The organism is Cupriavidus sp. 21MJTG02-4 (assembly GCF_057798975.1).
In genome coordinates, this window is sequence record NZ_JBYOJP010000006.1 from 1 (window position 1) to 11,600 (window position 11,600).

The 11,600-nt window shown below is 63.6% G+C and carries 14 protein-coding genes and 1 pseudogene; 10 read left to right on the forward strand and 5 right to left on the reverse strand.

What is annotated here, in order from left to right:
* Both AC3FKH_RS13725 and AC3FKH_RS13730 read right to left on the reverse strand, forming a co-directional pair.
* On the reverse strand, positions 1 to 716 hold a 716-nt coding region (locus AC3FKH_RS13725), incomplete at its 3' end, for a thiolase family protein (RefSeq protein WP_488676297.1).
* Positions 717 to 743: 27 nt separating this feature from the next.
* A complete protein-coding gene (locus tag AC3FKH_RS13730; RefSeq protein WP_488676299.1) occupies positions 744 to 1,517 on the reverse strand; it encodes an enoyl-CoA hydratase/isomerase family protein in 774 nt (257 codons plus the stop codon).
* Between the two features lie 260 nt (positions 1,518 to 1,777).
* Between AC3FKH_RS13730 and AC3FKH_RS13735 the strand changes: the two genes are divergently transcribed.
* From AC3FKH_RS13735 to AC3FKH_RS13750, 4 genes are all read left to right on the forward strand, one after another.
* Entirely contained in the window at positions 1,778 to 4,528 is a 2,751-nt protein-coding gene (locus AC3FKH_RS13735; RefSeq protein WP_488676301.1) for a winged helix-turn-helix domain-containing protein, read from the forward strand.
* A gap of 175 nt (positions 4,529 to 4,703) precedes the next feature.
* The gene (locus tag AC3FKH_RS13740; RefSeq protein ID WP_211949658.1) at positions 4,704 to 4,841 is read left to right on the forward strand and encodes a hypothetical protein; all 138 of its coding nucleotides are present in this window, start codon (positions 4,704 to 4,706) and stop codon (positions 4,839 to 4,841) included.
* A 112-nt stretch (positions 4,842 to 4,953) separates the two neighbouring features.
* A complete protein-coding gene (locus tag AC3FKH_RS13745; RefSeq protein WP_488676303.1) occupies positions 4,954 to 5,271 on the forward strand; it encodes a hypothetical protein in 318 nt (105 codons plus the stop codon).
* A 71-nt stretch (positions 5,272 to 5,342) separates the two neighbouring features.
* A complete protein-coding gene (locus AC3FKH_RS13750; RefSeq protein WP_488676305.1) occupies positions 5,343 to 5,594 on the forward strand; it encodes a DUF1488 family protein in 252 nt (83 codons plus the stop codon).
* Between the two features lie 143 nt (positions 5,595 to 5,737).
* Here the strand turns inward: AC3FKH_RS13750 and AC3FKH_RS13755 are convergent, their stop codons facing one another.
* Together AC3FKH_RS13755 and AC3FKH_RS13760 are read right to left on the reverse strand one after the other, a co-directional pair.
* On the reverse strand, positions 5,738 to 6,601 hold the full coding sequence (locus AC3FKH_RS13755; protein WP_488676306.1) for an alkyl sulfatase dimerization domain-containing protein: 864 nt from the start codon (positions 6,599 to 6,601) through the stop codon (positions 5,738 to 5,740).
* 75 nt (positions 6,602 to 6,676) lie between these two features.
* Positions 6,677 to 6,874 carry a hypothetical protein gene (locus AC3FKH_RS13760; protein WP_488676308.1) on the reverse strand — a complete coding sequence of 66 codons (198 nt, stop codon included), beginning with the start codon at positions 6,872 to 6,874 and terminating at the stop codon, positions 6,677 to 6,679.
* Positions 6,875 to 7,013: 139 nt separating this feature from the next.
* Between AC3FKH_RS13760 and AC3FKH_RS13765 the strand changes: the two genes are divergently transcribed.
* The 6 genes and pseudogenes from AC3FKH_RS13765 (at position 7,014) to AC3FKH_RS13790 (ending at position 10,092) form a co-directional block, all read left to right on the forward strand.
* On the forward strand, positions 7,014 to 7,349 hold the full coding sequence (locus AC3FKH_RS13765) for an ArsR/SmtB family transcription factor (protein WP_488676310.1): 336 nt from the start codon (positions 7,014 to 7,016) through the stop codon (positions 7,347 to 7,349).
* Entirely contained in the window at positions 7,346 to 7,828 is a 483-nt protein-coding gene (locus AC3FKH_RS13770) for an ArsI/CadI family heavy metal resistance metalloenzyme (RefSeq protein WP_488676312.1), read from the forward strand. The genes AC3FKH_RS13765 and AC3FKH_RS13770 overlap by 4 nt, the downstream gene beginning before the upstream one ends.
* Before the next feature lie 28 nt (positions 7,829 to 7,856).
* On the forward strand, positions 7,857 to 8,351 hold the full coding sequence (locus AC3FKH_RS13775; RefSeq protein WP_488676314.1) for an arsenate reductase ArsC: 495 nt from the start codon (positions 7,857 to 7,859) through the stop codon (positions 8,349 to 8,351).
* A gap of 3 nt (positions 8,352 to 8,354) precedes the next feature.
* Entirely contained in the window at positions 8,355 to 9,431 is a 1,077-nt protein-coding gene (arsB, locus tag AC3FKH_RS13780) for an ACR3 family arsenite efflux transporter (RefSeq protein WP_488676315.1), read from the forward strand.
* Between the two features lie 111 nt (positions 9,432 to 9,542).
* Positions 9,543 to 9,896, forward strand: a pseudogene (locus tag AC3FKH_RS13785) (alpha/beta hydrolase family protein); the annotation flags it as partial.
* Positions 9,897 to 9,921: 25 nt separating this feature from the next.
* A complete protein-coding gene (locus tag AC3FKH_RS13790; protein ID WP_488676776.1) occupies positions 9,922 to 10,092 on the forward strand; it encodes a DUF2905 domain-containing protein in 171 nt (56 codons plus the stop codon).
* Between the two features lie 49 nt (positions 10,093 to 10,141).
* Here AC3FKH_RS13790 and AC3FKH_RS13795 read toward each other — a convergent pair whose 3' ends face one another.
* Positions 10,142 to 11,194 (reverse strand): ribonuclease Z, encoded by a 1,053-nt coding sequence (locus tag AC3FKH_RS13795; RefSeq protein ID WP_488676317.1) that lies wholly within the window; start codon positions 11,192 to 11,194, stop codon positions 10,142 to 10,144.
* Positions 11,195 to 11,600 lie beyond the last annotated feature (406 nt).

The window sequence follows — 11,600 nt, forward strand, 5'->3', positions numbered from 1 at the left end:
GCACCGTCCGAGATCGGCGAGCACATAGGCAGCGTAATCGGGTAGGTGATCGGCGGTGCCGCGAGAATTTCCTCGATCGTCATGGCATTGCGGTACTGCGAGCGCTCGTTATGCACCGAGTGGCCATGGTTCTTCGACGAAACAGCCGCGAGCTGGCGCTGCGTGATGCCGAAGCGCTCCATCAGCCCGCCACGGCCAAGCGCTGCGTACACGTCCATGAACGGACTGTAGGGATTGGGCGACTGCGATCCCGGCGGCGGCACGATGGCCTTGCCCATCTCGGCCAGATAGTTCTTGTTGTCCTCGAACGTTTCGACGTCCCAGGCCGATTCGAAGGCCGAGAACATCTTGGCCTTGTCCTTCGAGAACATCTTCTCCGCGCCCACGGCAATGGCCACGTCGGCTGCACCCCCACGCAGTTGCGTCACGGCGAGGTTGAACGCATGGCTCGACGACGCGCAGGCGCCCTCGATGTTGAAAATGGGAATGCTGTCAAAGCCCAGCGGCAGCAGCGCGACCTGGCCGCGGATCATGTGCTGGCCGTCAAAGTGGCCCTGCGTGCAATTGCCATAGAACGCAGCCTGCACCCACTTGCGGTCGCAGCCGGCGTCCTTGAGCGCATCTTCCACGGCCGAGCCGGTCAGTTGCTTGATGGTCTTGTCGGCATGGCGGCCAAACGGCGTCATGCCGACGCCAACGATGTAGATGTTTTCCATTTATTCCTGCTCCGGTACGGTGATCGATCAGTAGCCCTTGAATTCCGGCGTGCGCTTCTCCGCAAAGGCGCGCAGGCCTTCGCTGATGTCGTACGAACGCTGGTGGTTGCGCAGCTCCAGCAGTTCATGGCGCAGCGCGTCGGCCTGGGGCTTGTCCGCTGCCTCATCGGCCACTTTCTTCATCTTGCGCAGCACCAGCGGGCTCTTGGTGGCCAGCTTGTCGCCGATGGCCTGCGCGCGTGCCGCCAGTTCCTCGTCGGCGACCACTTCGGCCACCAGGCCGTACTGCTTCATGTCGGCCGCCGGCAGCGATTCACCCGTGTACAGCAGGTACTTGGCGATATTCAGCGGGATCTTGCGCGGCAGCACCGCAGCGCCGCCACCGCCCGGGAACACGCCGAAGTTGGAGTGGGCATCGCCAAAGCGGGCGCTCTGCGCGGCAATCACGAAGTCGCACGCGAGCACGGTTTCCAGGCCGCCGGCCACCGCCAGGCCATTGACGGCGGCGATGGTGGGCTTGGGGAAGGCGCGCAGCGTGTCGAAGAAGGCGACGAGCGTATCGAGCAGGTCCGGCTCGCCGGGCCCCGGGGTGCCGGAGGCCTTCAGGTCCGCGCCGGCGCAGAAGGCCGGGCCCGTCGCGGTCACCGCTACGACGCGCACCGCATCGTCCTGCTGCCACGCACGCAGCTGCGCGGCCATGGCCAGCGCCATGTCCTTGCTGATGGCGTTGCGGGCCTCCGGGCGCATCAGGGTGATCCAGCCGACCCGGCCCCTTACTTCAAACGAAACGGCTTCGCTCATGTCTTCTCCTTGATCCAATATCCAAACGCCGACAGCGTTTCTGACTGGATGCCAAGGTACGACAAGGGAATACCCGCCTGCCCCTCCCCTTGCGGACGTGGGCCGCACACGCCTGGCAGGGCGCTCGGCTTGTGCCGGCGCTTGTGCCGGATATCGCACTGCGGTGCCGTGCGGACGCGGCCGCCAGCCCTTTCCAAACCCGCGCATGAAACGCCATAATGCCGTCACCCGGCCCAGCCCCAGCATCGAAACCGGCGCCCATGGCGAATCCATCCAAGCACGCATCCGCGATGAATCCCGACACTCTCCTGGTGGCGACCAAGTTCTCCCCGCCGCGCATCAGTCCCCGCCACATCCCGCGTGAACACCTGCTGGCGCGCCTGCGCGACACCAAGTACTGCGCGGCCACGCTCGTCACCGGGGGCGCGGGCTTCGGCAAGACCATCCTGCTGGCGCAATGGCGCCAGGAGCTGATGAAGGCCGGCATCGATGTCGCATGGCTGTCGCTGAGCCATGACGACCGGCAGTTCCCGAGCTTCTGCACTTACCTGCTGGCCGCGTTCCAGCGCCTGGGCATGCGCGCCGACGACGTCGTGCCCGACGCCACCGGCAGCGAGCAGTCGATGGAAGCGCTGGTGGCCATGGCAACCAGCGCCGTCGAGGAGATCGACCGCGAGCTCTACCTGCTCATCGACGACTATCAGCACGTAGAGGCCCCGGCCGCGCACCGGCTCCTGCAGAAGCTGCTCGACCACTGCCCGGCCAACCTGCATATCGTCATCGCCTCGCGCACCATGCCGCCGCTGAGCCTGGGCCGGCTGCGCATGCAGGGCCAGGTGTCGGAGATCGACTTCGCCGAACTGCCGTTCGACCTGGAGGAAACTCGCGCCTTCTTCGACCAGAACCTCAGCACGCTGAAGCTGAGCGCCGACGAAATCCGCTTGATCCATGACCTGACCAGCGGCTGGCCCGCGAGCCTGCAGCCGGTCGCGACGATGCTGCGCATCCGGCCCGCCAAGCGCGCCAACCTGCGCTCGCTGCTGTGGAAATCGGCGGACCTGCAGTCCTACCTGGCCGAGGACGTAGTGGCCTACCTGCCGCCGGAGCTGACGGCGTTCATGGAAAAGCTGTCGGTGTTCCGGCGCTTCAATGCCGGACTCGCGCAAGCCGTCACGGAGAATCCCGGCGCCGCCGACCTGATCAAGCGCGCGGAGGATGAAAACCTGCTGATCGATCGCGTGGAGACCGACGACCCCGCGCCGTGGTACCGCTTCCATCCGCTGTTCGGCGAGTTCCTCGCGCAGCGCCTGGCCCAGCAGGGCAAGGACACCGTGGAAGCCGTCTATCGCCGCGCCAGCCGCTGGTTCGCCGCAAACGACCTGCTGGTGGAATCCGTGCGGTACGCCAGCCTTGGCGGAGACCTCGACTTCGCGGCCGACGCCATGGAGCAGGCGGCCACGGCCTCCACCTGGAGCATGTCCTATATCGGTCCGCTGCTGCACATGCTGGATCGACTGCCGCAGGAAACGCTGTTCTCGCATCCGCGCCTGTTCTTCCTCGGCTGCCTGGCCCATGCCTTCACGGGACGCGCCGACAAGGCCGAGCGCTGGCTCGAACAGATCCGCCGCACCGAGGTTGCGAAGATCCCGGCGCTGTCGTCGAAGTTCCCCATCATCGATTCGTCCGTCGCCGTGCAGCGCGACGACATGCAGCGCTCCATCGAGATGCTGGAACCCCTGTGCAGTGCGCCCATGGAGAATGCGTCGCTGCGCTACGTATGCCTGGCCGGGCTGGTGGTGGCCTATCTGGCGGTCGGCCGCCTGGATGATGCGCGCGCACTGTTCGACGCGAACCCGGTTCCGCCGGAAGACCGCGACAACGACATGGCGATGGTCTTCGAGAGCCAGCGCGCGCAGACCTTCCTGGTCGAAGGCGACATGCGCGAAGCGGAGCGCCTGGGCGCCGCCACGCTCGCCCGCGCGGAGGCGACGTTCGGCCGTGCCTCGCTGCCCGCGAACCTGTGCGCCGCGACCGTGGCCTTTGCCCGCTACGAACTGGACCGCACCGACGACGCGCGCGACGTGCTGGCGAACCGCGCGGGCCTCTCGCAATCGTCGTGGCCCGACGTGATGATGCAATCCTCGCTGTGCCGCGCGCGCCTCGATTTCCTGCAGGACGCGCCGGAAACCGCGCTGTCCTTCCTCGACGCTCAGGCCGCGCACTTCCACCTGCTCGGGCTCGACCGAGCGCTCGCCAGCGTGCTCGCCGAGCAGGCCAATATCCTGCTGACCATCGGCGAACACCGCCGCGCGGCCGAGCTGGGCACGCGGCTGGAAGGGCTGCGCAAGATCCATGCGCAGGCGACCGGCGCCCTCGCCCAGATACCCGCCATCGCCTCATTCGTGCGCGCCCAGCTCGCGCTGGCGGATTCCAACCCGCAGGTAGCGCTCGATGCGCTGGCGGAGGTGCGCAAGTTTGGCGAGAAGTACGGCCGTGCCCGCAACCTGGTCCGGGTCGGATTGCTGGCTGCGGTGGCCCATGACGGACTGCAGCAGGACGCCGAAGCCACGCGTTGCCTGACGCAAGCCGTGACGCTCGCCGAGAAGCTCGGTCTCGTGCGCACCCTGCTCGACATGAAGGACCAGATCGCGGGGCTGCTGGCCCGCCTGCAGAAGGACAACGGCCTGCCCGCGCCCGTATCGCGCTACCTCGCCGATATCCTGGCGCGCATGACGCCAGGCACCGCGAGGGCGGATGCGGCGCCCATCAGCGCTGCCGTGAGTGCCGGCACCCGGATCGCGCCGGACGCCGAGCGCGGCCCCCTGACGCCGCGCGAACTGGAGATCCTCGCGCTGATCGCGGAAGCCATGTCGAACAAGCGCATTGCGCTGACGCTCAACATCACGTTCGGCACGGTGAAGTGGAACGTGAAGAACATCCTGGCCAAGCTGGGTGTGTCGAGCCGATATGATGCGATTGCGCTGGCGCGCCAGCGCGGTTTGCTGAAGTAGGCGTAGTAAGGACGCGACCCGTGCTCTCCCTCACTGCACGTGCTCATGAGCCCGGGGACTATGCGGGCGCCAAGTGGCTCTTTCGTGCGGATCTCACGAAAAGTCATTTGGTTGGAGCTTCCAAGCGCGTATGCTGAAGTTGCCACCTTGGCAAACAACGCACCAGGAGCAAGCCATGGCCAAGAGTCAACTACGCAGCACTCGCGAAGCGAAAAAGCCGAAGCAGCCCAAGAAGCCGTCAGTGCCGGCAACCCCGTTCAGCACGGTTCATTCGAGGGTTGGGAACGAAGGTGTCGCCAAGAAGAAGACGTAAATCGCTTGGGCGCGGACATGCGCGCCACAGTGATCACACGCAACTTGCAACGTTCACCTCAGGGAATTGACGTCTATACATTGAGAGCGCAGACCGCTTCGGGAGGCGCATCATGATTCATCACAATACGGATCCAACTTTTCGCGGACTTCCGCTGTCCGCCGAGCAAGACTCGGAAATTCGTCACTACATGAACAGGAAGGCCAGGCTGGGCAGGCCATGGAATACCCCAGAGCTGCGCGGGATGCTTGAGGACATGCTGCTGCCGCCGAGTACCGAGGACGACAGCGAGAGCGACATCCCCCGCGACGCGTTAGCTATCGCAGAGCGTGCGGTGGCGTTCGTCGACCAGGACATGGAGCCAATCGAGGCGTATGAAGAATTACATGCCGCGATGGAAGCCGAGAGCATGAAAGGAGATACGCACTAGCTGGAGCACTTTGCGCTGCTAGCGAGCGAAGCGATCCGGCCTGTCAAGAGCGTAGAACGCAGGACGACAACATGGCACTTAGTTTTCCCAACCCCAGCCGCAGCTATGACGGGGCCAGGCATGGCGTGTGGTTCTGGGGCTATGACAACGCACGCGAGATTACCTTCATTGTGGACGACCGCGTACTGATGAAAGTCGACTCGGCTTTCGGTTCCGACGAAGCCGGGGTATTGGCCTCCTTCGACCGGCATCGCAACGAGATCCTGAAGATGGCCATGGACCTCTATGCCGAGGGGCCGCAGGTTCTTTACCTGCTGCACTAGTGTCCTGAGTTGGAAGTTCGTTGCAGAAATAAGTCTGTCGAGAAGGCGTGCGAGCCTGGGAGTGAAGCGCAGCAAGGCTGGTGCCTTGCGAGCATTCGCGACGACGGATCGTGCGCGGCGGACTTATGCAACGAACTTGCAATTCAGGACACCAGGAGGTGTGCCAGTACTCCCGGGAGATATTCATGCTGCTGCGCCGCCACGTATGCCTGCTCGCTTTCATCGCCAGTCTGACGCCTCTGTTCCATGGCCATGCGCAGACTCAGCGGCCATCTCCGGCGGACGCCGCGATCAATGATGCAATCTCCGACGCAGTGCGTGAGGGGTCGTACCGCTTCCAGCCCACCCCCACGCAACCGCCTTCCCTTGATGAGCAGTGCAATCAGCTGGCCGAACAGATCGGAGAGACTCCGCGCCGCAGCTACCGACCCTCGGGCGCGCCAGTCGAGAATAGCCAGGGCAACGAAATCTCCACCGTCGAGCGCGACAGGACGCGCAGGCAATTGCAGCGGGTGTATCAGGAAAAGTGTACGCAATAGGCTCACCGCTCCACCCGCGTGACACCAGGCAATCGGATCGACCGCGCCCCGGCTGGTGCGCAGCCGGAATGGGTTGATCGGTGGCCGAAGGAAAATTGCGCCGCGCAATTGTCCGCCGCCGCGAGTGCCCGCCAGACCGGAGCCTGACGGCGCTGCGGCTGGCGCGCGGGACTTCAGGTCGGTGCCTCGGCAAGCCAGCGGTATTCGCCGTTGTCGAAGTCCTTGCGCGCGCGCGAGGATGGCCGCTTCGCCGCCCATATACTCGACGTACTTCTTCGCGGCAGGGACCGGCGGCAGCGGATCTAGCGACGACGGGTTGCTGTCGTAGAAGCCAAGGTAGCGCTGGTACACCGCGCGGGTGTTGTGCTTGACCGTGCCCCAGTAGCCGCGGTTCGGCCAGAAGCTGGCGAGTTCCGGCGGCAGCTTGACAGCCTCCGCGATCTCGGTGCCGACATAGCCTTCGTTCATCAGGCGCACGGACTGGTCATGAATGTACTTGTACGCGTCGCGCTGCTTCTCGAAGTAGCCGATGATGCGGTCGTGTCACCACATCGGCCAGTGGTGCGACTGGAACTTGACCTCGATATCGTTGCCGAATCTCGCGATGGTCTCGTTGATGCCGTCGACCCACCTGGTCGCGTCGCGCACCTGCGCGCCACGCAGCGTCAACAGGTTGTGCAGGGTATTGGTGGTGTTCTCGGCCATCCCCATCGCCTTGAACTGGGGGAACCAGGTGTTCATCTCGGCCGGCGCCTCGGTGCCCCCGGCATCGCCGCTGAGGCGACTGAAGTCATCACATAAGCACCCATCCGCCCTTCCTGCGCGCTTCGTCACACAAATTTCACTTTCAAGGTTTCCATGTTTCGACTATATTCGAAACATGGAAACCAATCGCGCCCTTGAAGCGCTTGCCGCGCTCGCCCATTCGATACGCCTGTCCGTGTTCCGGCTGCTGGTGCAGGCCGGCCCTGCGGGACTTCCTGCCGGCCGGATTGCCGAGTTGATGGATATGCCGGCGTCATCCCTCTCCTTTCACCTGAAGGAATTGCACCGTGCCGGCTTGCTATCCAGCCGGCAAGACGGCCGCTCGATCATTTACATGGCTCATTTCGAGACCATGAACGCATTGCTGGGTTACCTCACGGAAAACTGCTGCGGCGGCAATCCGTGCTCGCCTGTGTCCAACTGTTCCGTTGCCTCGGAGTCCAAATCATGAAGCGCTTCCACGTGCACGTCAGCGTCGCCGACCTGTCTGCGAGCATTCGTTACTACTCGGCCCTCTTCGCAGCCGAGCCAACGGTGGTGAAAGAAGACTATGCGAAGTGGATGCTGGAGGATCCGCGCGTGAACTTCGCCATCTCCGCCCGCGGTGCGGAGACCGGAGTCGACCACCTCGGGTTCCAGACAGACGATGCGGTTGAACTGGCCGAACTGAAGCAGCGAGCCGAAGCGGCGGACATGGCCTTGCTCGACGAAGGCGAGACCACCTGCTGCTATGCGAAAAGCGAGAAGTACTGGGTCACGGACCCGCAAGGCATTGCATGGGAGCACTTCCATACCTTGGGCAACGTGCCGGTGTACGGCGAATCCCGAAAGATCGACGCTGATGGCCAGGAATCGGCCTGTTGCGCTCCCCGCGCTCCGACAGGCAAGCCGGTCGGCATAGCGGTCAACGCCAAGACGTCCTGCTGCTAAGACGCACCCCACTCACTCGTAGCGCCCCATGACCACCAACGTACTGATTCTGTGTACCCACAACTCGGCCCGCAGTGTGCTGAGCGAAGGAATGTTGAACCATCTTGCCAAGCAGTCTGGTCGCGATGTGCGCGCCTATAGCGCCGGAAGCTCGCCCAGCGGGCGCATCAATCCGTTCGCCATCGAGGCGCTTGGCAATGCTGGCGTCGACGTCGGCGAATTCCGCAGCAAGTGCTGGGATGAATTTGTCGGCGAAAGCGCCCCGCAGATGCGGGTGGTCATCACGGTGTGCGACAGTGCGGCCGAAGAGGAGTGTCCGTATTGGCCGGGCAGCCCGGTGAAGGTGCATTGGGGCTACCCCGATCCGTCCAACACGGAAGGCAGCGACGAAAAGAAGCGACAGGCATTCGAACTGACCCGACAGGCCATCGGCTACCGCATGCTGCAGCTGCTCCTGCTTCCGATCGAAGACATGAGCGACACCGAGCTTCAAGAGGCGCTGCAGCGTCTGGCACGGAGTTGATCCATGGACAGCCAGAACGTTGCGACGTCGAGCGTGACCACCTCCAGGCCGGCCATCGGATTCTTCGAGCGGTATCTGACCGTGTGGGTTGCACTGTGCATTGTCGCCGGTATCGCACTGGGGCAGATGCTGCCTGAGGTCTTCCAGGCAATCGGGCGCATGGAGTATGCCCAGGTCAATCTTCCTGTCGGCATGCTCATCTGGGTCATGATCATCCCGATGCTGATCAAGATCGATTTCAGCGCCTTGGGACAGGTGAAATCGCATTGGCGCGGCATCGGCGTGACCTTGTTCATCAACTGGGCGGTCAAACCGTTCTCGATGGCACTGCTCGGATGGATTTTTGTGCGAAACCTCTTTGCGCCGCTGCTTCCCGCCGACCAGCTCGACAGCTATGTGGCTGGACTCATCCTGCTGGCCGCGGCGCCATGCACCGCCATGGTGTTCGTCTGGAGTCAGCTGTGCAAGGGTGACCCGTACTTCACGCTGTCTCAGGTGGCCTTGAACGATGCCATCATGGTCGTCGCCTTTGCACCCGTTGTAGCGTTGCTGCTGGGCTTGTCATCCATCACCGTGCCGTGGGATACCTTGCTCACCTCGGTGGCGCTGTACATCGTCGTGCCCGTCATCATTTCGCAACTGCTGCGCAAGATGCTTCTTGGCCGCGGCGTCGCTCACTTCCAGCGCGTCGTACATCGTCTGGGGCCGTATTCGATTACGGCGCTGCTCCTGACCCTGATCCTGCTGTTTGCATTCCAGGGCAAGGCAATCATCGGCCAGCCGATGGTGATCGCGCTGCTGGCCGTTCCGATCCTGATTCAGGTCTTCTTCAACTCCGGTCTGGCCTACCTTCTGAACCGCAAACTCGGCGTTGCCCATTGCATAGCGGGCCCGTCGAGCCTGATCGGCGCCAGCAACTTTTTCGAGCTCGCCGTCGCCACCGCAATCAGCCTGTTTGGCTTCCAGTCCGGTGCCGCGCTCGCCACGGTGGTAGGCGTACTGATCGAGGTCCCGGTCATGCTGCTGGTCGTCGGCATCGTCAACCGGTCGCAGTCCTGGTATGAGGCCAAGGCCAGCTAAAGAACGGCCCTCTGCTCGCGCATTGCCCTACGAATTCCCTGTGGGCCCTGCTCGAGTTCTTCGCCATAATTGGAGGTGGGCTTCACGGAGGATGAGATGAGCCACGCCCTGGTGGCGGCTGCGGCCGGCTCCCGCGAGCACGACAAGATCGCCGGCTTGCTGCTCATCACGCCGTGGGGCTGGCTCGAGCACGTCGCTGCATACCACTACCGGTGGTTGCCGGTGAAGTGGCTGATGCATGACCAATACGACAGCGTGTCTCACCTTGCGTCGTTCGACCGGCCGGCTCTTAATGTGGTGGCGGAAAACGACAGCATCGTCCCTGCGCAATTCGGTAAGACGCTCTACAACGCGCTGGCCGGTACGAAACAACTGAGGATCGTGAGGGCGGCTGAACACAACGACTGGATTCGCCACGTCGACGATACCTGGTGGCAGGAGGCAATTGGCTTCCTGCTCGCGCCATCCCCCTTTGGCGAGAATCGGTTGCCTGCTGATTGTCGCAGGAGTCGCCTGGCCATGGCTGTCCAGACTGCCCTTTGGTCGTCTGCCCGGAGATATCCATATCGTCCGCGACGGCTTCAGCTTCTACTTCCCAATCACCACTTGCATCGTAGTCTCGCTGTTGCTGTCGTTCCTGATCTGGATGCTGCGCCGCTAGCGGCGAAGCCTTGTGTCGCCCTTGAGACGCCCCGGTGTGCCGGTGGCCATTATGTCGTTCGGCTCGGCTGCCGCGGCCCGCAGCAGCTGTGCACATCCCCGGCCCACGCAGCCCGTACTTCGGCTGCCAGCTTCGCGGCGCGGCCCTCATAGCGTGGCGAGAAATGAAAGGGGGTCACCGCGTGGGCACCTGTGCAGCGGGCGATCCGGCCGGCCTGGGCGGCAGTCAGATGGTTCTTGCGCAATCCGTGAGCGCTGTCCTCGTCCAGGAACACGCTCTCGATGAACAGCTCGTCGGCGCCCTGCATGAGCTGCGACAAGGCTTGCACGTTCTCGTCCGAGTAGCGCAGGTCGGTCACGTAGCCGATACGCCGGCCAGGTTCGACGTCAAGGACCAGCCGGCTCAGCTCGCCAACCTGTCGCGTCGTGGCGTGATTGCCCGCGCGGTCGCGCCATTGCACAAGAATCGGCGCATCGTCGGGCGCGCCAGTGAGGACGGCGTGCTTCAGTTCGCGCAGCCAGGCTCCTGTCGTCAGGCCTGAGGCGACCAACCGCTCCTTGTTGATACCGGGCCGTGCCTTTTCTTCCACCAGGTAGGCCAGGCAAGGCGTTCCATGGTCAACGAAGCACGCGCGCACCCGGAAGGTTGACTCCTCGTGGACGATGTCGCCGGTACTTCCCGCCAGCACCTCACCCTGCCTCGCGAAGCCGTGCCGGCTGGAAAAGCAGGCGCTGCGCCGCTGCCAGTCCAGGCCGAGTTCGGCCACTTCAATTGTCAGGTCGACCGCGTAGCGATGAACCACATTCCATGTATAGCCGTGCAGCTTGTGCTCGACCTGCGCGAGGAATCCCGGGCCGCCGTACAGCGCGATACGGTCCTTGCGCCCGAGCAGCACACGCAGCAGGTGGTCGAAGCCGGAAAAATGATCCATGTGCGCGTGCGTGACGAACACATGTGACAGCCGCATCAGCTCGCGCGGCATCAGCCCGGTGATGTCGCCCAGATCGAACAGCATCGCGCGCCGTTCGTCCAGGAAGTCTACGAACAGTCCGGGATCACCAAAGTCATCGTTGACGAGGCGGGCTTCCAGCAAGTGACGCATGATGTCCACGGTGCCACGAACACCGTTATCCCCCAGTTCCCAGGCAATGCCCGGCCACTCTCGCTGCCATCCTAGGCGCCAATTCCAGCCCCGCCAAGGAACGTGTCGAGCGCGTGCATTGCACGAGCGGCGACGGATCCAAGATTATCTCGGCCAGGGACTTTGGTAGCGTTACGATTTGTTGCCCTGGATCCGGCGCCCTGCGCAAACGTGCCGCATCATTCGCACGCCGGACGGGCGCCGTAAAGCCGGACAGCAGGAAGCCGCCTTGCAGAGGCTCGATGAGGAATCCGCGTACCGGACTTCAAAAAATCTTGCGCATGCTCGCACCGGACTGAACAATAGCGAAAGCATTGATGAAGTTCGTTCATCATTGCCAAAATGCGGCGACCGTGTGCCGCCGCTG